The sequence below is a fragment of the Paraburkholderia sp. 32 genome (assembly GCF_050435345.1).
In the GTDB taxonomy this organism is placed as follows: domain Bacteria; phylum Pseudomonadota; class Gammaproteobacteria; order Burkholderiales; family Burkholderiaceae; genus Paraburkholderia; species Paraburkholderia tuberum.
The window spans coordinates 2,938,309-2,961,324 of sequence record NZ_JBNDKD010000001.1; the positions used below are offsets into that span (position 1 = coordinate 2,938,309).

A 23,016-nucleotide genomic window follows, 5' to 3' on the forward strand; every position below is an offset into this window, starting at 1 on the left:
GCCAGCGGGTTCGAATCGCTGGCGCTTTTTTATGGCCTGTTGCTTCTGCTTTTATCGCCGCGGTTGTGGCCGCCGCAGAATCAGGCCGGCAGCATCGACCCCGTATCGCGCAGCCGCGTGTGCCATGCAAACGCCTGATCGAGGCAATGCGGCGTCTGCCCTCCCCAGAGCGACGCATCGCGGTAGTAGTCGCGCAACAGCTCGCGATACCGCGGATGCACGCAATGCTCGATGATCAGCGTCGCACGTTCGCGCGGCGCGAGGCCGCGCAGATCGGCGAGACCCTGCTCGGTGACGACGACGTCGACGTCGTGTTCGTTGTGATCGCAATGCGGCACCATCGGCACGATGCTCGAAATGCGGCCGTCCTTCGCGGTCGACTTGCTCGCGAACACCGCGCACGACGCATTGCGCGCGAAGTCGCCCGAGCCGCCGATGCCGTTCATCATATGCGTGCCGCCGACATGCGTCGAATTGACGTTGCCGTAGATATCGAATTCGAGCGCGGTATTGAGCGCGATCAGACCGAGCCGCCGAATCACCTCGGGATGGTTGCTGACTTCCTGCGGACGCAGCACGAGCCGGTCGCGATAGCGCTCGATATCGCCAAATACCTGCGCCTGCCGCGCGGCCGACAACGTGATCGACGCGCCGGACGCGAACGTGACCTTACCAGCGTCCATCAGATCGAACGTCGAATCCTGAAGGACTTCCGAATAAATTTCGAACACCTCGAAAGGCGAATCGACGAATCCTGCCAGCACCGCGTTGGCGATCGTACCGATGCCCGCCTGCAGCGGCGGCAACTGCTTCGGCATGCGGCCACGCGTGACTTCGTGCTGGAAAAATTCGATCAAATGAGCGGCGATCAACGCGGTTTCCCGATCCGCGGGCAAGACCGTGGACGGGCTGTCGGCCATGTCCGTCATCACGATCGCCGCGATTTTCTCGGGCGCAATCTCGATAGCGGGTGTGCCGACGCGATCCCGCGCGCGCACGATCGGCAGCGGCTCGCGATGCGGCCGGCGCCCCGGAATCCAGATGTCGTGCAAGCCTTCGAGCCCGAGCGGCTGCGCAAGATTGATCTCGACGATGACCTTGTCCGCGAGAATCGCGAAGCTCGCCGAATTGCCGACCGACGTCGTCGGCACGATACCGCCGCTCTCCGTGATCGCGGCGGCTTCGATGATCGCGACATCGAGCTTGCCGAGCTGGTTCGCGCGCAGCATCTCGACGGTCTCGGACAGATGCTGATCGACGAACATCACTTCGCCGCGATTGATGGCGTCGCGCAGCGTCTTGTCTACCTGAAACGGCAGACGGCGCGCGAGCACATGCGCTTCGGTCAGCATGCGGTCAACGTCATGACCGAGCGAGGCGCCCGTCATCAACGTGATGCGCAGCGGCTCGCCCAGCCGGCGCGCACGCTCGGCGAGCGCGACTGGCACGGCCTTCGCGTCGCCCGCGCGCGTGAAGCCGCTTGCGCCAACCCGCATGCCGTCGTGAATCAGAAGCGCCGCGTCGGCGGCCGTGGTGATTTTTCCGCGCAGCGCGGCGCAGCGAATTCGGTCTTCGTACATGAAAGGGAGTCTCTCCATAGTCGCCAGCTCCGTCTACTGGTGCGCACGTCTGCGGTGTGCTTCGCTCAATAGGCGGTTGCCGCACCCGCCGCGGCGTCTCGATCGGACGGCGTCGCGAGCAGGTGTTGGGTCGCGCGATAGGGTCCGCGACAGGTGTTGCGCGTGAGGCAGCCGGACTTAGCTGCCGAAGTAGATGTTGCAGAAGCTCATCGGGCCGACACATTCATCAGCTTTCGCTTTCGGCGCTTCCACATGCTTGCGCGGGGCAACCTTATCGGTGCGCTGGCCATCCGCTTGCGCAACCTGCTGCTCCGGCGCGGCCGGCGCCGTCTGTGCATAGGCGGCGGCAGCGGTGGACAAAGAACAGGCAATCAGGACCATCTTCAACACTTTCATCTCGTTCTCCAGGACTTACGACTACTGCGACGAATACTGCGAGGCAGTGACGAAACTATATGACCGCCACCTACGCGAATAAACGGGGCATCCCGGAAGGGATCTTTCCATCTGGCAGAAAGATCCACGCAGCATTGCTCAGCGACGATTGAAGGGCGCGTCCTTGTCGAGCAACGCGCTACGAATGAAGTGCAGACAGCTCAAGATACGTTGCAGATCGTGATGCCGGGCGCGCTCGGCGTGCACTGCCTGCAGCATGTCTTGCGCGAGCCAGGTGGCCGAGCGCACGGCGACGAGTGCGCGTTCGCGCGAACGTGGACCTGGGCGTTCGAAGAGCCGGGCGAGATCGTCGCACGTGTGTTCGATCACGCTGCGCCAACGCGGCTGAAGGAGGTCGGCATAATCGGCGCGTGCGGCTTCGTTGCGCAGATCGATGACGGCGTGACCTACTTCGATCGTCGCGAGCATCCAGCGAAGTGCGTCGCGCCGTCGTCGTGAACGGTGCGTCAACAGCACGCGCAGTTGCGAAGTCAGATCATGCGTGCCCGACTGGAAACGTTGGTTCAGACCCGGCAGCGCGTCCTTGCATGCCGACACCGTTTGCGCTCGCAGGTCGCCCATGATCCGGTCGATGAGCCAGCGCATATCGGCGGGAAAGACCACCGCGAAAACAACCGCTGCGAGCAGCATCGACGCGGTCAGCGCGATGCCGTTGTTGATCAGCAGATCGGGCACGTAGCTGACGACGTTGTCCGGCCCGGCCAGCAGACAGAAGAACACCGAAAAGCCGATGCCAAGCCCTGCCGCGCCGCGACGCGTCGCGATGAATGCGCCGAGCGCGAGCACCGGCGCGAGTACCGCGCAAAGCAGCGGGAACCCATCGATGTTCGGATACACGTAGCACATGAACACATAGCCGGCCAGCGTCGCGAGCACCGCGCCGATCGCCATCTGGATGGCCATTCTGGTGGCGCTTGGCGCGGTGGACGTCAACGCGCAGACCAGTGTTGCGCCAATCACGGCGAGACCGCCGCTCGGCCAGTTGGTCGCGATCCAGAACGCACCGGCGATTCCGATGACGACAGCCGAGCGCACGAATGTGAACAATACGGCGAAGTGGTTTGTGCGGCTTATAGGTCTGCTTGTGCGGTGGCTCTTAGTTGGGCTTGAGCTGCATCGTAGGCAGTACTGCCGGCTTGCTGTTTTGCGCCACAAGCATGCATAGGTTTGCGAATAGTTTATCCATTCGCCCACGAATCGATACAGCAATTCGGCTGCCGTGTCGAAGTCCGCAAGCGATTCCGTGGACGCGGCTTCGAGTGGCCGCCTGGTTTCGCGTACCCGGCGTGGCAAGCTCGCTCGAAAGGGGCGCAGATCGGCTGCTGCGTGCGATGCTTCGACGCCGGCTTCAGCTTGTGCTTCGAACAAGGCTCCCAGTTCGTCGAGGTACGGACCGATGGCCGCGAGTATCGACACAGCGCGGCTGGCGCGCAACCGTTTGAGCAACTGATTCAGCGCATGCAGACGCACACACGCATCCATGAACTCGCTATTCAGACGCGCCGGATGCGCACTGCGCGAGCGCATCGCCGGATCTTCGAATGCGACGAACGTGCGGGTTGCTTCGAAGCCAGTGATTTCGTCGACGAAATCCGCGAAACGCCGTTCGAACTGATTGCGCTCGAGCCCGCGTGCGAGCATGTCGACAGCAAACGCAGTAAAATTCGCGTACCTGATCTGAAGGTTACGTCGCAGCGCAAGGATCGAGCGCTGGGGCAGCAGCAACGCGCTGACCGCGCTCGAACACACGATGCCGACCGCCACTTCCGCCGCACGCGTGAGTGCGGCGAGGAACAGTCCCTGAGGCGTCGTCACGTTTGGAATGCCGATCAGCGCGGCGGTGTAACCCGCGAGCACAAAACCGTACCATCTGAAATGCCGATACCGGACCGCCGCACCAATACAGGCGCTCACCCACACGATCATGCCGAGCATGTACAGTTCGGGCTGCTGAACGAACAGCCCGCCGAGCACGAGCGCGGCCACGGTCCCTACTGCCGTTCCGAGAATCCGGTAGAAGCTCTTCGCGAGCACCATGCCGCTGAACGGTTGCATCAACACAAAGACAGTGGTCATCGCAATGCGCGGCTGCGGCAGATCGAGCAGCATCGCGATGCCCAACGCCAGCAGACCAGCGGTGACCGTCTTCAGCAGATGCAGCCAGGTCAGACCGTCGCTGCTGGCCCAGTCGCGCAGGGCGCGATTGAGTTTGGCTCGGCTGAGGCGTCGCCGCATGACGCCGCGCGGACCGAAGAAATCCGCCGACGGTTCGATCGCATGATCGGGTTTCATCTGAAAACAGTGCACCCTGCGTGGTCGCTGAGAGAGCCTCCGGACAGAATGGCCGACACCGGCAGGCGAGGCGCCGATTGTAGGAGTCCGCGATGTGTACATTAAGCCGATGGGTGCAGAACATCTGTTCCAGAACGGACAACAATAGTGTTCTGAGACTGACGGAAAATATGATCTTGATCATGAAACAGAAGGTTTGATGGACACGCTACAAAATATGCGAGTGTTTGTGCGCGTGGTTGAAGCCGGTAGCTTCACCGCGGCCGCGCAATCGCTCAATTCAACGACCGGCGCGATGTCTCGCGCGGTCTCGGAGCTTGAAGCACATCTGCGCACGCGCCTGCTGAATCGCTCGACGCGTCGGCTTGCGCTGACCACCGCCGGCGAGCGCTATCTGAAACGATCGCAGCAGATCCTCGCGGATGTCGATGTTGCGGAAGAAGAAGCCAGTTGCGCACACGAGCGACCAACCGGCGCACTGCGCATGCATAGCTTTGCGAGCATCGGCCAGCACTACGTCCTGCCGGCCATTTCGCGTTACCGCGAGCTCTATCCTGATGTGACCGTCGAGTTGACGCTATCGCAGCGCATGCCCGATCTGTTCGAGGGCAGCGCCGACGTGGCCGTGATCGGCGCATCGACGCTGCCGAATTCGGACCTCGTATCGTTTCCGCTGGGGACGACGTTCAGCATCCTGTGCGCATCGCCGGCCTACGTGCGGGCGCACGGCGCGCCGCAAGAACCGGTTGACCTTGCGCATCACGAATGTCTGATCCTGCATACGCCGGCGTTCCCGCCACATGAATGGACGCTCGACGGCCCGAACGGCAGTGAGTTGATGGAAGTCGACGGCCCCGTGCATGTGAACATCGCCGAATCATTGATCGTGGCGATCCGCGAAGGCATGGGCATCGGCATGGTGCCGCTCTACGCGGCCATTTCCGGGTTGCGCGATGGCACGTTGGTGCGCGTGTTGCCGGAATATACGCTGCAAAAGACGACTGTTTATGCGCTCTATCCGTCGCGCAAATTCATCGATGCAAAGACGCGCACGTGGGTCGAATTCTTGCGCTCGCATCTGCCGAAGGTGATTGCGCGCGACGAAGCATTGCTTGCTGAGGTCGGGCAACTAGGGGGCGGAGATGACCCAGTGCAGCTGGTTGGAGTTGCCCCTGTAACTCAGGACACGCGGACACCGTTAGGTCGATGAAATCGCGGCAGCACGCCTGAACTCACGCGGCGAGCGGTATTCCAGGGCTTTGTGCGGATGGCGCTCATTGTAGTGTTCAAATGCAACAGCCAGACACGAGAGCGCCGCTGGCGCGTCAGGCTCGTCCATACAGGCGACGTAATTGTCGCTTCATGATCTTCACGAACGATTCGACCATGCCATTGCTCTGCGGAGAACGTGCCGGCGTTGTCAATGACTCCAGGGCCAATTCGCGAGCGAAGCTGCGAGTGCGGTGGTCGACATAAGCCGAGCCGTTGTCCGTCAACCATTCGATGGACGGCGCGACCTGCCCGGTGCCGAATTGCTGCGCGACGGCGGCCAGCATCGCGTCGCGCACTACATCACCGCTATACCCGCCGGTCCCCGCCGCCCGGCCAATCGCCTCTCCGATCGCAGCAGTCGAGTGCGAACGTTACGCGCAACGGCGTGCCATCGTCGCACCGGAACATCTGTATCGCGATCAGCCTGCGCCACCCAGTTGTAGATGGTCTGTGCAGTCGGCTCGAACTCCTTTTCCAGTTCCTCCGGCCTGCGTCCGGCCTTCACCAGCTCGACCATTTGCGCCCGAAATTCCGCCGGGTACGGGGTACGATGCTTGCCCATAATCGGCACCTCCTTCTCCAAAGGATAGATGTCCGTTTTTCTGGATCAACTTCAGTATGTGCAAAAACGCGTCGATCAACAGGCTACTTTTGGCAATGGCTGGCAACGGCGTCCGACCACGCTTATTGTTCGTGCCCGGTCGAGCATGTTGCTGTTGATTTGGGCCGCGTAAACGCAAAAACCCCACCGCGGCGGGTGGGGTTTCTGACTGGGGGGAGCCTGACGATTACCTACTTTCACACGGGCAATCCGCACTATCATCGGCGTGGAGTCGTTTCACGGTCCTGTTCGGGATGGGAAGGGGTGGGGCCGACTCGCTATGGTCATCAGGCATGACGGGTTGCTGCGTCGCAGGGCTGGAGTCAACCGGTTGCGCCACAGCCAATCGGGAAGAAGCGTAAAGGATTCGGGTGGGGAGGGTTGTGTTGTTTCTGGCACAACACTGAATCCCAACCGGGCGTTTCTGTGAGCTCCCGCGGGAGTTCACACCAATCCCCTTCGGGGATCGGACCCGCGTAAGTGCTGAAGCACTACCGCGGGTCGAGACACACCTGTTATAGGATCAAGCCTTACGGGCAATTAGTATCAGTTAGCTCAGTACATTACTGTACGTGCACACCTGACCTATCAACGTCCTGGTCTTGAACGACCCTTCAAGGGGCTCGAAGCCCCGGGGATATCTCATCTTAAGGCGAGTTTCCCGCTTAGATGCTTTCAGCGGTTATCTCTTCCGAACATAGCTACCCGGCGATGCCACTGGCGTGACAACCGGTACACCAGAGGTTCGTCCACTCCGGTCCTCTCGTACTAGGAGCAGCCCCCTTCAAATATCCAGCGCCCACGGCAGATAGGGACCAAACTGTCTCACGACGTTTTAAACCCAGCTCACGTACCTCTTTAAATGGCGAACAGCCATACCCTTGGGACCGGCTACAGCCCCAGGATGAGATGAGCCGACATCGAGGTGCCAAACACCGCCGTCGATATGAACTCTTGGGCGGTATCAGCCTGTTATCCCCAGAGTACCTTTTATCCGTTGAGCGATGGCCCTTCCATACAGAACCACCGGATCACTATGACCTGCTTTCGCACCTGTTCGACTTGTCAGTCTCACAGTCAAGCACGCTTATGCCATTGCACTATCAGCACGATTTCCGACCGTACCTAGCGTACCTTCGTACTCCTCCGTTACACTTTGGGAGGAGACCGCCCCAGTCAAACTGCCTACCATGCACTGTCCCCGACCCGGATCACGGGCCAAGGTTAGAACCTCAAACAGATCAGGGTGGTATTTCAAGGACGGCTCCATTGAGACTGGCGTCCCAACTTCATAGCCTCCCACCTATCCTACACAGACCGGTTCAAAGTCCAATGCAAAGCTGCAGTAAAGGTTCATGGGGTCTTTCCGTCTAGCCGCGGGGAGATTGCATCATCACAAACACTTCAACTTCGCTGAGTCTCGGGAGGAGACAGTGTGGCCATCGTTACGCCATTCGTGCAGGTCGGAACTTACCCGACAAGGAATTTCGCTACCTTAGGACCGTTATAGTTACGGCCGCCGTTTACCGGGACTTCAATCAGGAGCTTGCACCCCATCATTTAATCTTCCGGCACCGGGCAGGCGTCACACCCTATACGTCCACTTTCGTGTTTGCAGAGTGCTGTGTTTTTATTAAACAGTCGCAGCCACCAGTTTATTGCAACCCTTTCACCCTTCTGGCGCAGGCCAGTCAGGCTATGAGGGCGTACCTTATCCCGAAGTTACGGTACCAATTTGCCGAGTTCCTTCTCCCGAGTTCTCTCAAGCGCCTTAGAATACTCATCTCGCCCACCTGTGTCGGTTTGCGGTACGGTCACTGTGAAACTGAAGCTTAGAGGCTTTTCCTGGAACCCCTTCCAGTTGCTTCGCCACCGAAGTGGCTCGCCTCGCACCCTTGAATTCTGCGCCCGGATTTGCCAAAGCGCCTTCTCCAATGCAAGGACCGGGACTTCCAACACCCGGACAACCTTCCGCGATCCGTCCCCCCATCGCATTTCACAATGGTGCAGAAATATTAATCTGCTTCCCATCAGCTACGCATTTCTGCCTCGCCTTAGGGGCCGACTCACCCTACGCCGATGAACGTTGCGTAGGAAACCTTGGGCTTACGGCGAGGGGGCCTTTCACCCCCTTTATCGCTACTCATGTCAGCATTCGCACTTCCGATACCTCCAGCACACTTTCCAGTGCACCTTCGCAGGCTTACGGAACGCTCTCCTACCATGCACATTACTGTGCATCCGCAGCTTCGGTATATGGCTTAGCCCCGTTACATCTTCCGCGCAGGACGACTCGATCAGTGAGCTATTACGCTTTCTTTAAAGGGTGGCTGCTTCTAAGCCAACCTCCTGACTGTTTTAGCCTTCCCACTTCGTTTCCCACTTAGCCATATTTGGGGACCTTAGCTGGCGGTCTGGGTTGTTTCCCTCTTGACACCGGACGTTAGCACCCGATGTCTGTCTCCCGTGATTGCACTCTTCGGTATTCGGAGTTTGCTATGGCGTAGTAATCCGCAATGGACCCCACAACCATGACAGTGCTCTACCCCCGAAGGTGAGACACGAGGCACTACCTAAATAGTTTTCGGAGAGAACCAGCTATTTCCAGGTTTGTTTAGCCTTTCACCCCTATCCACAGCTCATCCCCTAACTTTTCAACGTTAGTGGGTTCGGTCCTCCAGCACGTGTTACCGTGCCTTCAACCTGGCCATGGATAGATCACCTGGTTTCGGGTCTACACCCAGCGACTGGACGCCCTGTTCGGACTCGCTTTCGCTACGCCTGCCCTAATCGGTTAAGCTCGCCACTGAATGTAAGTCGCTGACCCATTATACAAAAGGTACGCCGTCACCCCTTCGCAGAGGCTCCGACTGTTTGTATGCATGCGGTTTCAGGATCTGTTTCACTCCCCTCCCGGGGTTCTTTTCGCCTTTCCCTCACGGTACTGGTTCACTATCGGTCGATCACGAGTATTTAGCCTTGGAGGATGGTCCCCCCATCTTCAGACAGGATTTCACGTGTCCCGCCCTACTTCTCGTACACCCAGTTCTTCCATGCTGTTTTCGTCTACAGGGCTATCACCTGCTATGGCCGCACTTTCCAGAGCGTTCGACTAACAATACAGATAACGTGTACCGGCTGATCCCATTTCGCTCGCCACTACTCTGGGAATCTCGGTTGATTTCTTTTCCTGCGGTTACTTAGATGTTTCAGTTCACCGCGTTCGCCTCACGCAGCCTATGGATTCAGCTACGGATACTCCATTAGGAGTGGGTTTCCCCATTCGGACATCTCCGGATCAATGCTCGTTTGCCAGCTCCCCGGAGCTTTTCGCAGGCTACCGCGTCCTTCATCGCCTGTGATCGCCAAGGCATCCACCACATGCACTTGTTCGCTTGACCCTATAACGGGTGTGTCTCTGTGTCGACCCACGTTAGCGCTTTAGCGCTTACGTGGGTCCCATCCCCGGAGGGGATAGACGCACTCGCTACAGGTTGAGTATTCGTGTTGCGCCGTATTCCAAAGCGATCTCTCGATCACCTTTAAAATACATCGATACAATCACAACCCTGATTCACCTACTCACACACCCATCTCCAGGTATGCTTTCGTGAATCTCTTTACTACTTCTTCCTGATTGTTAAAGAACGGCAGCCGGTATGAAGCCTGTGCCTCATACCGCTCTGACTGGCTCAATCGCCAATGCGCAACGCTCTGCCTTCATGCAGAACCCTGCGCATTGAGGATTGGTGGAGGATGACGGGATCGAACCGACGACCCCCTGCTTGCAAAGCAGGTGCTCTCCCAGCTGAGCTAATCCCCCAGTCCCACAGATACTCCAGCGGCCCCAGCCCTTCAGCTCACCAGACAAGACACTGGTGGGTCTGGATGGATTCGAACCATCGACCCCCGCCTTATCAAGACGGTGCTCTAACCGGCTGAGCTACAGACCCCTGAGCCTGTCTGCGTTTCTTCTAACCACAGCCGATAAGCGTGAGCACTTGAGTGCAATGAATGCACAGCTCTGGAAAGGAGGTGATCCAGCCGCACCTTCCGATACGGCTACCTTGTTACGACTTCACCCCAGTCATGAATCCTACCGTGGTGACCGTCCTCCTTGCGGTTAGACTAGCCACTTCTGGTAAAACCCACTCCCATGGTGTGACGGGCGGTGTGTACAAGACCCGGGAACGTATTCACCGCGGCATGCTGATCCGCGATTACTAGCGATTCCAGCTTCACGCACCCGAGTTGCAGAGTGCGATCCGGACTACGATCGGTTTTCTGGGATTGGCTCCACCTCGCGGCTTGGCAACCCTCTGTTCCGACCATTGTATGACGTGTGAAGCCCTACCCATAAGGGCCATGAGGACTTGACGTCATCCCCACCTTCCTCCGGTTTGTCACCGGCAGTCTCCCTGGAGTGCTCTTGCGTAGCAACTAGGGACAAGGGTTGCGCTCGTTGCGGGACTTAACCCAACATCTCACGACACGAGCTGACGACAGCCATGCAGCACCTGTGTTATGGCTCCCTTTCGGGCACTCCCGCCTCTCGGCAGGATTCCATACATGTCAAGGGTAGGTAAGGTTTTTCGCGTTGCATCGAATTAATCCACATCATCCACCGCTTGTGCGGGTCCCCGTCAATTCCTTTGAGTTTTAATCTTGCGACCGTACTCCCCAGGCGGTCAACTTCACGCGTTAGCTACGTTACCAAGCCAATGAAGGCCCGACAACCAGTTGACATCGTTTAGGGCGTGGACTACCAGGGTATCTAATCCTGTTTGCTCCCCACGCTTTCGTGCATGAGCGTCAGTATTGGCCCAGGGGGCTGCCTTCGCCATCGGTGTTCCTCCACATCTCTACGCATTTCACTGCTACACGTGGAATTCCACCCCCCTCTGCCATACTCCAGCGCTGCAGTCACCAATGCAGTTCCCAGGTTAAGCCCGGGGATTTCACATCGGTCTTACAGCACCGCCTGCGCACGCTTTACGCCCAGTAATTCCGATTAACGCTCGCACCCTACGTATTACCGCGGCTGCTGGCACGTAGTTAGCCGGTGCTTATTCTTCCGGTACCGTCATCCCTCACGGATATTAGCCACGAGGTTTTCTTTCCGGACAAAAGTGCTTTACAACCCGAAGGCCTTCTTCACACACGCGGCATTGCTGGATCAGGCTTGCGCCCATTGTCCAAAATTCCCCACTGCTGCCTCCCGTAGGAGTCTGGGCCGTGTCTCAGTCCCAGTGTGGCTGGTCGTCCTCTCAGACCAGCTACAGATCGTCGGCTTGGTAGGCCTTTACCCCACCAACTACCTAATCTGCCATCGGCCGCCCCTTGAGCGCGAGGTCCCGAAAGATCCCCCGCTTTCCTCTCCCGAGCGTATGCGGTATTAATCCGGCTTTCGCCGGGCTATCCCCCACTCCAGGACACGTTCCGATGTATTACTCACCCGTTCGCCACTCGCCACCAGACCGGAGTCCGTGCTGCCGTTCGACTTGCATGTGTAAGGCATGCCGCCAGCGTTCAATCTGAGCCAGGATCAAACTCTTCAGTTCAAACCTGTTACTGTGTTCGGGCTCTCTCGAACCCGGTCGCTCACTCAACGTACTGACGATGATTGATCCGTCTTTCGACAGACAAACCTTCCTCTAATACTGTGTGAGGCTTCTGATACTTCTGCCTGACAGCAGATTCCGGAGAATCCGCCGCCGCATTCCGCATCAAGCGCCCACACTTATCGACTGTTAGTTTTTAAAGATCGGTCCGCCAAACCCGCCGCGCCTGAACCACCACTACCCGGCACTGCTTCGTTTGCGTCGCTGCGTCTGCAGCAGAGAAGCGAGATTATGGAGAACTTCCGTCGGATCGTCAACAGGTTTTTATCACTCGCCTAACCTGCCCACGCCGCCGAAGCCCACGCCATCAAAGGCTTCCCGCTTCTCCGCACCCCGGCGTCCGGAGCACGAAAGTGCGGAATTCTAGTCGCCGACATCGGGACTTGCAAGCGATATTTTGACCGCTCGGCGCGCAACCTACCGCGACCCAAAACACCTCGACTCACGCAGTCGCATGCGCGCGCATCGCCCGTTCGACCACGACCAGATAATGGTCAATCCCCGGCGTCGCGCGATCCTTCTCTTTCGCGCGATCGTCCCATCGGCGCAAACGCATCGCGTCTTCGGCGTACGGTTTCTGAATAAACGCCTGCGCCTCTTCCCTGCTGAAGACCCCGCCCTGCAATTGCAAGCTGCGCACCGAGTCGGCGGACAGCTGGCCAAAATAGGTAGCGTCGATCGCGCACAGGCAGCGCTTCGCGTCGACGTGCAGACGAATCGGCTCCAGCACCGCATCCGACAACACCGGCCGCAAAAACGGCAAGGCGAAATACTGATGCAGATCGTCGACACCCCGTTCCGTCGGCGTCTCCCCTTGCAGGTTCAGCAGATGGCCGAGGTCGTGCAAGAACGCCGCGGCGACGAGTTCGTCGCTCGCGCCTTCCGCCTCGGCGAGCGCGCCGCTCTGCAACGCGTGCTCGAGCTGCGTCACCGGCTCGCCGCTATACGCGAGGCTGCCGTGTCGCTCGAAGAGCACACGGATATCGTCGAGACTCAATGCCACCTGTTACTCCCAAGGTAATGAAAACGTCTGCAGATTGGTAAAGCTCTTCATCGCTTCCTGAACGCCTTCCTTGTAGCCTAGCCCCGAATCCTTGATGCCGCCGAACGGCGTCAGCTCGATCCGATAGCCTGGCACTTCCCACACGTTGACGGTGCCCACGCGCAGCTCATTAATGAAACGCGTGATCGCGTCCTGCCGGTTCGTACACACGCCCGACGACAGCCCGAACGGTGTTCCGTTGCTGATGCGAATCGCATCGTCGAGCGTGTCGAACGCGATGACCGGCGACACCGGCCCGAAGGTTTCCTCGCGCACGAGCGTCATCGACGGATCGACGTTGTCGAGCACGGTCGGCGCATACAACGCGCCGCGGCGCTCGTTGCCGAGGCGCAGGCGCGCGCCTCGAACGAGGCAAAGCGGAACACGTCGGCGACGCGGCCGATCTCGTAGCGCGAGTCCTGCTTCGACAGACCCGACTCGAGCGAAATCAGATCCGACGCCGGTTCGATCCGCTCACGCAGCAGCACCGCCGCGCGCTCGAGAATCTGCGAACGCTCGTAGCGCGACAGCATCGGCCGATACGCGAGCGCGTAGTCGAACGCGGCGCGCACATCGTCGATGCTGGCGAAGGGCACCGTGCCGACGCGCATGCCGGTATAAGGATCGAACACGTCGAGCGTCCGGGCGCGCGTCGCGCGCTCGCCGCTCAGCCGCAGCGCTTCGGCGCGGAACTCAGGATGGTCTCGCGGCGCCGTGTTCATGATGTCGACACGCGATTGAGCGCGACGTCGAAGATATCGAAATTGCGCAGCCGTTTGCCTTCGCTGCCGGTGGCTGACGGCTGAACGCGCCGGTTGAACAGCAGCGGCACTTCCTGCTCGGAAATCCCGCCGTGCGAGCGCAACGGCACGGTGAGCCCGGACAGGTCGTGCTCGTCGCGCCGCGTGCCGAGCACCACATGCTTCGTGCCGATCACGACCAGATCGCCGATGCGATCCTCAGGCAGCCCGAAGCGCGCACACGCGGCGCGTCGATCGAGCACGACTTCGATTCCCGGCAGGCGGCCGATCCGCGCAATCACGGACGCAGCATCGACCTCGCGCGGCAAATAGACCGTCGCGAACGAACCCAGCGCGCCATGATGCACGACGTACGGATCGGTGATCGGCAGAATCACGCGCGCCGTCGACGCGTCGAGCCAGTCGTCGAGCAAGTCCTGCAGATAGATCACGTTCGGCTCGCCGGTTTGCGGATCGTGCTTCGCGTTCATGCCGTGATCGGCGGTGAGGCCGATCACCCAGCCGAGCGCGTCGAGCTTCGCGAGATAGCCGTCCATCATCGCGTAGAACGCGTTCGCGCCTTCGGTGCCGGGCGCCCATTTGTGCTGGATATAGTCGGTCGTCGACAGATACATGAGGTCGAGCTTGCGCGTCTGCGCGAGCCGCACGCCGGCCGCGAACACGAATTCCGACAACCCCGCGCTATACACGTCGGGCAATGGCAGGTCAACCAGATCGAGCACGTCGTCGATGCCGTTTTCCTCGCGCGTCACCTCGTCGGCTTTCTCCGCCGAAAAGCAGATGCCCTTCAACTGCGAGCCGAGCAGCCCGCGCAGTTTGTCCTTCGCGGTGACGACGGCGACCGCGGCGCCCGCGTCGGCGGCGGCCGCGAGCAGCGTGGGCGCGCGTAGGTAGGCGGGATCGTTCATCATCACCGCCGCGCCCGCGCCGTCGTTCGCGTGGGTGTCCCAGAAGTAGTTGCCGCTGATGCCGTGCACGGACGGCAATACGCCGGTCACGATCGACAGGTTGTTCGGGTTCGTGAACGACGGGATCACGCAGTCGCCGCGAAACGCCGCGCAGCCCTCGAGCATCGAACCGATGAACGGCGCGACGCCGGCCGCGACCGCCGCTTCCAGGTACGCAAACTCGCAGCCGTCGACACAGACGACGACCGTCGGTTGCGAAGGCAGCCGGTAGCTCCGGCCGTTGACCTCGATCGTGCGTTGCTCGGGGTGTGTCATCGCGTGGTTTTCCATTGCCGGGGTTGTCATTGCAAAAGCTTCATCGCCGGGTTGTCTGTTCGTGGGGCGAAGCTGCCGCGGCGTTTGCCGGTACGCTTGCCTCGGCTTCATCGCCGCGCCGTCATCGCCCGCGCGAGCCGGCCGCACCCGCGCCTGCCGGGAGGCGCTGCTCGTGCGCCGCATCGCCCGCCGCCTCGCAGGCCGCATGCGCGCGCTGCAACCCGCCCTGCACATGCGCGCGCATCAACTGCGCGGCCTGCTCCGCATCGCGCGACGCGAGCGCTGTCAGAATCGCGCGATGCTCGGCGAGCGAGCGCGCCATCGCGTCGGCCTGCACGACTAGCGCCGCACACCGAAACAGGCTCAGCTCGCTGACGAGCCTGCGATACGTGTCGTACAACTTCGTGTTGCCCGCCGCCGCGACCAGCGCATCGTGAAACGCGACGTTCGCGCGCGCATACGCATCGTGATCGTGCGACGCGAGCGCCGCGCGCATCGCGTCGACCCAGTCGCGCAGCACCGCGAGCTTGCCCGCATCGATGCTCGACGCGAGCATCCGGCACGCCCCCTCTTCGAGCACCGCGCGCACCGCGTAAATCTCGTCCGCCTCCGCGAGCGACACCGTCCGCACGAACACGCCGCGATTCTTCTCGGTGCGCACCAGAGCCGCCTGCTCTAGTGCGCGAAACGCCTCCCGCACCGGCCCGCGCGACACCTGCAATCGCGCCGCCCAGTCGGCTTCGTTGAGCTTGTCGCCCGGCACCAGCATGCCGCCGACGATATGCCGCTCGATCTCGTCGCGCACCAGCGTCGTCAGCGAATGGCGGCGCAGGACCTCGATCGGATCGACGGAAGCAGAGTGCATATATTCTGTCATTTTGACAACTTTTGCCACATCTACATCGATGCTCACCGGTTCGCGCGCGTGCTTCAGATCAACGAAATCGCTCGCCGATCACTCGGCTCAGTCGGGGCTCAGTCGGCTCAGTCGATCCGGCGCCGCGGAGCGCGCGCCGCGATCAGCAGCAGAGCGACCAGCGAGACCAGCAGCAGAATCAGCGACAGCGCGGAAGCCGGCAGGTAATAGCCGCGTTCCACCTGCCCGACGACGACGATCGGCACCGTCGCGAAGCCTGGCGGATATACGGTCAGCGTCGCGCCGAGTTCGCCGAGCGACAGCGCAAAGCCGAGCGCGAGACTCGCGCGTATCGCCGGCACCAGTTGCGGCAACACGACGCGGCGCAGCACCATCGACGGCGGCGCTCCGAGGCTCGCGGCCGCTTCGCGCAACACGGTCACCTCCGGGCGCAGCGCGGCGGCCGCGCAGCGGTAGCAGAACGGCAGTACCAGCGCGAGCTGCACGAACACCACGATCGCCGCCGAGCTCGACAGATCGAGCGGCCGTTTGTGATACGCGATCAGCACCGCGAGGCCGAGCACGACGCTCGGCACGCCGTTGGGCATCATCGCGATCGTGTCGATGACGGCGCCGAGGCCGCGCCGGTCGCGTCCTTCCAGCGCGAGCGCGAGCCACAAACCGAGGATCGTGCCGAGCACCGCGACGCCCATGCCGACTTCGAGGCTGGTGGTCAGCGCGTCGAAGTCGCTCGAACCGAGGCGCTCGAACCAGCGCATGCTGAAGCCGTCGGGCAGGATCGTGCCGGACCAGTGCGACGCGACGCTCGATAGCGCGACGACCAACACCGGCAGCACGAACAGCCAGAAGCACAGCAGCGCGGCAAAGCCGAGAAACAGACCGCCGAGCAGTCGCACCGCGAGGCTGTGCCGCACCGGCCGGCCCTTCTTGTGCATGACCGGCAGCACGGTCGGATCGAGTTCAACGGCCATGACCGGCTCCTTTCACCTTGCGACGATTGACGCGCCGGTACAACGCGTACAACGACAACGACATCAGCAGCATCACGACCGCGCCGGCGGCGGCGGTCGGCAGATCGAGATCGACGGTGGCGGCGCTGTAGATCGCGACCGGCAGCGTGATCAGATGGGCGCTGCCGAGCACCAGCAGAATGCCGAACTCGTTGAGCGTCAGCAGAAAACACAGGATCGTGCCGGCCGCGATGCCCGGCCACGCGAGCGGCAGGATCACCTTGAACGCGACCATCAGGCCGTTCGCGCCGAGGCTGCGCGCGGCTTCGATCAGTCGCTGGTCGAGCAGCGCGAACGATGCCAACGTCGGACGCACGACGAACGGCGTATAGAACACGACTTCCGCGAGAATCACGCCGCCGATGCCGAACAGAAAATCGAGCGGCGGCGCCTGCAGATTGAACAGCCGCTGCAGCCCGATGCTGACCGAGCCTTGCGAGCCATACAGAAAGATCAGCGTGAACGCGACCAGAAACGACGGGAACGCGACGAACAGTTCGAGAAAGCGCGTGACCAGGCGCGCGCCCGGAAACGGCTTGAAGAACAGCAGCGACGCGAGCGCCACGCCGAGCAGCGACGCCAGGCTCGCACTCGCGAACAGGATGCCGAGCGTGGTGCCGATCACGCCGCGCGTTTCGGGGTTACCGAAGAACGTTACATACGCGTGGCCAGACAGGCCATGCGCGCCGGTCAGACTCAGCATCACGAGCCGCACCAGCGGATAGATGACGAGCGGTCCGAGCACCACGACTGCAATGAACAGCAGATGCCATTGCGCGAGGCGCTCGCGCCGCTTGACGGCGGCCGCGTGCGCCGCCGCGCTCGCGAGACGGCGCGCGGCGGCGGCTTCGACCTCGGCTTGCGCGGCAAGGTCGAGCGGGTTGGACGTATCAGGGCTTGATAAGGACGACATCGCCAGCCTCGTAACGCAGGGAAACACGCGCGCCCTTCTCCGGCGTCATGCCGAGACCACGCTGCAGCGTGACGAGCACGGGGTCGTTCGGCAGCGCATCGAGCACGACCGATACCGACAAGGCCGCGCCGTACCACTCGACCGACGCGATCGCGCCGTGCAACTGCCCCTCTCCGAGCGGCACGATGCGCAGCGCCTCCGGACGCAGACACGCGACACGTTCGCGCTCGTTGTAGCGCGCGTCGTCCATGCCGAACGCGACCTGCGGCGGCAGCAGATTGGCCGCGCCGAGGTAGCGCGCGACGAAGCCGTCGGCCGGCGAGTCGTACAGCTGCTGCGGCGTGCCGAGCTGCGCGATATGGCCATCGCGCATCAGCAGCGTGCGGTCGGACAGCACGAGCGCGTCGTCCTGATCGTGCGTCACGCAGACGATCGTCAGATTCGGCAGGCGTTCATGCAGCGCCTTCAGTTCGGAGCGCACCGACGCGCGCAGATTGGCATCGAGCGCCGACAGCGGTTCGTCGAGCAGCAGCACGTCGGGCTCGATCACGAGCGCGCGGGCGAGCGCCACGCGCTGCTGCATGCCGCCCGACAGTTGCGCGGGCATCACGTGACCGGCATCGCCGAGCTGCACGAGCTTCAGCACCTCGGCGACGCGGCGCGCGACGTCGCGCGCCGGAATACGCCGCGCGCGCAACCCGAACGCGACGTTCTCGAATACCGTCAGATGCGGAAACAGCGCGTAGCTCTGGAATAGCAGTCCGAGGTTGCGCTTGTGCGGCGGCATGTGCGTCAGATCGCGGCCGGCCACCGTCAGCGTGCCGGCCAGACCGTCGGCCTCGATGAAGCCCGCGATGAAGCGCAGCAAGGTCGTCTTGCCGCAGCCGCTGCGCCCGAGCACGGTGAGCAACTCGCCGCGCCGGATGGTCAACGACAGATCGTCGAGCACCGTGCGCGCGCCGAAGCGCACCGTCAGGTGATCGATCTGCACGCCGCCCGGCGCGTCCGAACGCGCAGCGTCGAGCGCATCCAGCGGAGCACCGGGCGCAGTGGGGTGAGCGAGACTGGCCGTATTCACCGGAGTCGTCCTCCAACAGGATTAATGCTGATGCGGCGCCGCGCATTACGTGCGAAGCGCCGCCTGAATCGACTTACTTCGGCTTGACCACTTCGATCTCTTTGCCCGACGAACCGATCACGTCGCTCTTCCAGCGCGCGGTCCAGTCGGCCTTCTTCGCCATCACGTGGTTCCAGTCGACCGGAATCAGCTTGACGCCGCTGATCGCCTGCTTGACCGCTTCGCCGTTCTTGCCGGCGAGCGGCACGTCGCTGCGACCCGGAATGCCGAAGATGTCCGGCACCTTCGACTGCACTTGCGTCGACATCAGATAGTCGATCAGCTTCTTGCCCTCGGCCTGGTTCGGACCGTTCTTGATCAGCGCGATCGCGTACGGCAGCTGGAACGTGGTCGGCTGACCGCCGGGCGTGGCGGCGAGGAACACCGGCTTCAGCGACAGGCCGCCGTTGGCCGCGTCGTCGAGATCCATCTGCAGATCGCCGTTGGCGACCGCGATCTCGTTGCGCGACAGCAGCACGTCGAGATAGCCCGTGCCCTTGGTGTGGAACTTGGCGCTCTGCTCGAGCTTCTTCAGATAGTCGAACGCCTGGTCTTCGCCCATCAGCGACGAGGTCAGGATGATCACCGCCATGCCGTCGCCGGCGGTCGCCGGATTCGAATACGCGACCTTGCCGGTGAAGTCCGGGTGCAGCAGGTCCGCGAACGTCTTCGGCTCGGTTTTCGTGACTTCGGGGTTGATCGCGAACGAGAAGTAGTTGTTCACGAAGGTCGCCCACGCGCCGTTCGGCGCCTTCGCGATGGCCGGCACGTTCTTGTAGTTGGCGCTCTGGTACGCCTGCAGCAGGCCGCTCTGGTCGGCCTGCTGAATGAACGGCGGCAGCGTGACGAGCACGTCGGCCTTCGGCTGATCCTTCTCGATGGTCGCGCGGTTCACGACTTCGCCGCTACCCGCCGTGACGATATTGACCTTCACGCCCTCCTTCTTTTCGAAGGCCGGCAGCACATCCTTGTACAGATTTTCGAGGCCGTCGGCCGTGTACAGCACGACGGCGTCGGCCGCATGAGCCTGCATCGCGGCACCGCCGAACGCGGCCGCGGCGACCAGCGCCGGCAGCAGTTTGCGCGCGAGGCCGGCCGCGGCGTGAAGGGAATTCGTCTTTTTCATGTCGCTCTCTCCGAAGCTAAAAACCAGACGGTCTGGATAACCCATACCTGTAGTGATTGAACGGCGGCACGCGCCGCTTGCGTGTTGCCCGCTGCGGTTGCCGCGCCGGTCTGTCGTGGATTGCAGATTGCCGACAACTTTGCCGCTTCTCGCCCAGCCTGCCTGACAGCCCCCTACCATACCCGCGCTGCCTGCCGCGCCTGAGCGGGCACGGCAAGAATCACAGGTTTCGATGACAAGGCCATGACGATTGCGCCGAATCCCAAAAAACGACACAAATTGCCAACTCCCGCCAACCGATGGAATTCGTCGCGCCACCCCAAAGCGGACCCCGCGCGCCGATCCCGTGTGGATCGTACATGGCGAAAATGACGATGTATGCACGGTGCGTCGGGAAAATGCGGAGGGGGCGGGTGGCTTTTTTGTATTTAGATTTTGGCGGGCGCGGAATGTCGCTCAGCGCGAGCGGCGTACGAACGCGGCGGGAACCGCCCCGCCAGCCCGTCTCAGGCGATCAGAATCTCCGGACCATGCGCGGTGATCGCCGTGCCAAGCGCGCGCTCGGGCGCCAGTTCGGTGACCAGATACCGCGCCGACTCGATCCCGTTGATGCGCACCGGCGTCACGCGTCCGAATTTCGAATGATCGGCGACGACGACCACCATGTCGGCCGCGGCGATCATGCGGCTGCGTACTTCGGCCGCCATGCGGCTGTAGTCGGTGAGATAGCCGTCCGGCGAAATTCCGCCCGCGCCAATGAACGCGAAATCGGCGTGGTACTGCGTGAGCTGCTGAACCGTGTCGAGGCCGAAGGTAGCGTCTTCGATATCGGACAGCTCGCCGCCGAGCAGCGTCACGCGATTGTCGTTGCGTCGGCCGAGCAGCAGCGCGATGCGCCAGTCGTTGGTGTAGACCGTCAGCCGATGCCGGTCGAGCAGCGCCCGCGCGACCGACTGCGTGGTGCTGCCCGAATCGATGATCAGCGACGCGCCGTCCGGCACGAACTCGGCCGCGCGCTCGCCGATCGCACGCTTCGCACCGGCGTTCTCGGCTTCGCGCGTATCGAGATCGGGCTCGCGCCGATCGCTCGACAACGCGCCGCCGTGTGTCGTCACGAGCAGGCCGCGGCCGGCCAGCGCGTTGAGGTCGCGACGGATCGTTTCGCGCGATACGTTCAGTTCGCGCACCAGTTCGGCGACCGACAGCGCGCCGTTCTTTGCGACTTGCGCGAGGATGTATTGATGACGTTGTTCTGCGAGCATCTGAGAAGGCCGGAAGCCGGCACGCTTGGGTTTCGCCGTGGTTGAGGAAGGCCGCCGTATTGTATTACGCGTATTGCGCGTCGTCGGTGCTGGCGTGCAGGTGGCGCTCAGGGTGGCGTGGGGGCGCGTTCATGGCGCGCTCGGCTTGCATCGAGCCGCCCTTGCGCGCGAACACGCCAGCCATCGCGCCGACCTGCTAACCTTGACGGCTGGACTCGCCGGCCATGCGGCGAACGCAACGCCGCCGCCCGGCCGAGTCCCGCGCACAACGCCTCGCCCGTCAACCGAACCGCCGATGCCGCCACTGTTTCGCCGTCTACTGCTGCTGTTCCATGCGCTGCGTTACGGCGCGCGCCTGATCTGGCTCGCCGCCCCGCCCGACCACAAGCTGCACTGGATGATCGAACTGATCGGCCGCGTGCATGCGTCGGAGCGCAGCGGCGCGCAGTTGCATGGTCTGCTGCCGGCGCTCGGTCCGCTCGCGAGCCGCTTCGCGCAGACGCTCGCCAGGCGCCCCGAGCTCGCGAGCGGCACGCTGCATGACGCGCTGGACGCCATCGATCACATGGAAGTGCCGCTGTCGCCGGACGACTCCGCGCTGGCTTTGACTCGCGCGTTCGGCCGGCCGCTCGGCGAGCTGTTCAGCGCGGTCGACCTCGTGCCGGTGCGCAGCGGCTTCGCCGAGCAGACCCATTTCGCGCGGCTCGCGATGCCGCTCAAAGGTCATCACGAAGTCGCCGTCAAGCTCGTGCGCGCGCAGCAATTGCAACAGATCGGCGATGAACTCGCTTTGTTGCGCTGGGTCGCGCGCTGGCTCGAAAAGCTGTCGCGCGTCGCGCGCCGGCTGCAGTTGCGCGCGCTCGCGCAAACCTTCACCGACGACATCCTGCGCCGCTTCGACCTGCGCGCCGAAGCCGCGAATCTGAGCCAGACCGGCCACGATTTCGACGGCGACAAGCGCATCGTCGTGCCGGACGTGATTTGGGAGCTGTGCACCGACCACACGCTGACGATGCAGCGCGTCAACACGCTGTCCGCGAGCGACCTGCCCGGTCTGCACGCGCACGGCATCAAGCTGGCGCCGCTCGCCGCGCATATCGTCGAGGTCGTCACCGAGCAGGCATTCGAGCATGGCTTCTTCCACGCGACGCTCGATGCGCGCCGCGTGCGCGTCAGCATCGAGCCGGACACGCTCGGGCGCCTCGTGCTCGCGGAGTTCTCGATCATGGCGACGCTGTCGAGCGACGAGCGCGAATTTTTCGTGCACGGCGCGACCGCGTTGTTCGACCAGGACTACGGGCGGCTCGCCGACATGCATCGCGAGGCCGGCCACGTGCCGGACGACACGCGCGCCGAGCTGCTCGAAGCCGAGTTGCGCACGCGCGCCGAAGCGCACTTCGCGGCGGCGCCCGAGGATCGCTCGGCGGGTTCGCTGTTTCACCATCTACTGCACGGCGTGCAACGGTTCGACGGCCACGTGCCGGGCGCGCTCGCGACCGCGCAGCGCTCGTTCCAGCAGGCGGAGATGCTCGCGCGGGCGCTGCATCCGGGCATCGATACATGGAACATCGCGCGCGGCGTGCTCGCCGATATCGCGCGACGCGATCTCGATCATCGGGGCTGGCTCAAGCGACTGTCACACGAGCTGCCGCATCTCGCGCATATGCTGCCGCGCGTGCCGCAACTGGCGGTGCGCTATCTGCAGCAGCACGATCGCACCGGCACCCCGCAGCAGAACGCGCAACTGCTCGCGGATCTCGCGCGCGAATACCGGCGCACGCGCTGGCTGCTGTGGGCATGCGTCGTCTGTGGCGGCGTGCTCGGAGCGGGGATGACGCTGCTCGCGTGGTGACGGTCCCGCGC

Annotated in this window: 13 protein-coding genes, 2 tRNA genes, 3 rRNA genes and 3 pseudogenes; 2 read left to right on the plus strand and 19 right to left on the minus strand. The window is 62.4% G+C overall.

Annotated features, from left to right (window positions below; genetic code table 11):
• Window positions 1-80: 80 nt before the first annotated feature.
• The 3 genes from OKW26_RS13560 to OKW26_RS13570 form a co-directional block, all read right to left on the minus strand.
• Window positions 81-1,580 carry an acetyl-CoA hydrolase/transferase family protein gene (locus tag OKW26_RS13560; protein WP_429353927.1) on the minus strand — a complete coding sequence of 500 codons (1,500 nt, stop codon included), beginning with the start codon at window positions 1,578-1,580 and terminating at the stop codon, window positions 81-83.
• 177 nt (window positions 1,581-1,757) lie between these two features.
• A complete protein-coding gene (locus OKW26_RS13565; protein ID WP_090806192.1) occupies window positions 1,758-1,976 on the minus strand; it encodes a hypothetical protein in 219 nt (72 codons plus the stop codon).
• Window positions 1,977-2,114: 138 nt separating this feature from the next.
• On the minus strand, window positions 2,115-4,328 hold the full coding sequence (locus tag OKW26_RS13570) for an FUSC family protein (protein WP_429353928.1): 2,214 nt from the start codon (window positions 4,326-4,328) through the stop codon (window positions 2,115-2,117).
• A gap of 199 nt (window positions 4,329-4,527) precedes the next feature.
• Between OKW26_RS13570 and OKW26_RS13575 the strand changes: the two genes are divergently transcribed.
• The gene (locus OKW26_RS13575) at window positions 4,528-5,538 is read left to right on the plus strand and encodes a LysR family transcriptional regulator (RefSeq protein ID WP_184068287.1); all 1,011 of its coding nucleotides are present in this window, start codon (window positions 4,528-4,530) and stop codon (window positions 5,536-5,538) included.
• On the opposite strand, the pseudogene OKW26_RS13580 reads toward OKW26_RS13575, so the two are convergent.
• From OKW26_RS13580 to OKW26_RS13655, 16 genes and pseudogenes are all read right to left on the minus strand, one after another.
• Window positions 5,527-6,005: pseudogene (locus tag OKW26_RS13580) on the minus strand (integrase core domain-containing protein); the annotation flags it as partial. The gene OKW26_RS13575 and the pseudogene OKW26_RS13580 sit on opposite strands and share 12 nt — an antisense overlap.
• A 19-nt stretch (window positions 6,006-6,024) precedes the next feature.
• Window positions 6,025-6,162, minus strand: a pseudogene (locus OKW26_RS13585) (IS3-like element ISAav4 family transposase); the annotation flags it as partial.
• A gap of 217 nt (window positions 6,163-6,379) precedes the next feature.
• Window positions 6,380-6,493, minus strand: a 5S ribosomal RNA gene (gene rrf, locus OKW26_RS13590).
• Window positions 6,494-6,720: 227 nt separating this feature from the next.
• Window positions 6,721-9,602 (minus strand): 23S ribosomal RNA (locus OKW26_RS13595).
• A 346-nt stretch (window positions 9,603-9,948) separates the two neighbouring features.
• Window positions 9,949-10,024, minus strand: a tRNA-Ala gene (locus OKW26_RS13600).
• A 53-nt stretch (window positions 10,025-10,077) separates the two neighbouring features.
• Window positions 10,078-10,154, minus strand: a tRNA-Ile gene (locus OKW26_RS13605).
• A gap of 75 nt (window positions 10,155-10,229) precedes the next feature.
• Window positions 10,230-11,762: ribosomal RNA gene (locus OKW26_RS13610) — 16S ribosomal RNA — on the minus strand.
• Together the 16S, 23S and 5S rRNA genes with 2 tRNA genes alongside form the textbook arrangement of a ribosomal RNA operon.
• A gap of 502 nt (window positions 11,763-12,264) precedes the next feature.
• Window positions 12,265-12,825, minus strand: coding sequence for a phosphonate degradation HD-domain oxygenase (locus OKW26_RS13615; RefSeq protein WP_184068126.1), 561 nt, complete (start codon window positions 12,823-12,825; stop codon window positions 12,265-12,267).
• 3 nt (window positions 12,826-12,828) lie between these two features.
• Window positions 12,829-13,586 (minus strand): annotated as a pseudogene (locus OKW26_RS13620) (aldehyde dehydrogenase family protein).
• A complete protein-coding gene (phnA, locus tag OKW26_RS13625; protein WP_429354239.1) occupies window positions 13,583-14,863 on the minus strand; it encodes a phosphonoacetate hydrolase in 1,281 nt (426 codons plus the stop codon). The pseudogene OKW26_RS13620 and the gene phnA overlap by 4 nt, the downstream one beginning before the upstream one ends.
• A gap of 106 nt (window positions 14,864-14,969) precedes the next feature.
• On the minus strand, window positions 14,970-15,725 hold the full coding sequence (locus OKW26_RS13630; protein WP_429353929.1) for a phosphonate utilization associated transcriptional regulator: 756 nt from the start codon (window positions 15,723-15,725) through the stop codon (window positions 14,970-14,972).
• A 107-nt stretch (window positions 15,726-15,832) separates the two neighbouring features.
• Window positions 15,833-16,696: a 2-aminoethylphosphonate ABC transport system, membrane component PhnV gene (gene phnV, locus OKW26_RS13635; protein WP_187613138.1), complete on the minus strand. Its 864-nt coding sequence runs from the start codon at window positions 16,694-16,696 to the stop codon at window positions 15,833-15,835.
• The gene (locus tag OKW26_RS13640) at window positions 16,686-17,648 is read right to left on the minus strand and encodes a 2-aminoethylphosphonate ABC transporter permease subunit (RefSeq protein WP_429353930.1); all 963 of its coding nucleotides are present in this window, start codon (window positions 17,646-17,648) and stop codon (window positions 16,686-16,688) included. Before OKW26_RS13640 ends, phnV begins: the two co-directional genes overlap by 11 nt.
• A complete protein-coding gene (phnT, locus tag OKW26_RS13645; protein WP_090806214.1) occupies window positions 17,626-18,726 on the minus strand; it encodes a 2-aminoethylphosphonate ABC transport system ATP-binding subunit PhnT in 1,101 nt (366 codons plus the stop codon). Before phnT ends, OKW26_RS13640 begins: the two co-directional genes overlap by 23 nt.
• 73 nt (window positions 18,727-18,799) lie before the next feature.
• Window positions 18,800-19,891, minus strand: a complete 1,092-nt coding sequence (gene phnS / locus OKW26_RS13650; RefSeq protein WP_429353931.1) for a 2-aminoethylphosphonate ABC transporter substrate-binding protein — start codon at window positions 19,889-19,891, stop codon at window positions 18,800-18,802.
• A gap of 506 nt (window positions 19,892-20,397) precedes the next feature.
• Window positions 20,398-21,153, minus strand: a complete 756-nt coding sequence (locus OKW26_RS13655; protein WP_184068108.1) for a DeoR/GlpR family DNA-binding transcription regulator — start codon at window positions 21,151-21,153, stop codon at window positions 20,398-20,400.
• 295 nt (window positions 21,154-21,448) lie between these two features.
• On the opposite strand from OKW26_RS13655, the gene OKW26_RS13660 reads away from it, so the two are divergent.
• On the plus strand, window positions 21,449-23,005 hold the full coding sequence (locus OKW26_RS13660) for an ABC1 kinase family protein (protein WP_429353932.1): 1,557 nt from the start codon (window positions 21,449-21,451) through the stop codon (window positions 23,003-23,005).
• The last annotated feature ends 11 nt before the right edge of the window (window positions 23,006-23,016 follow it).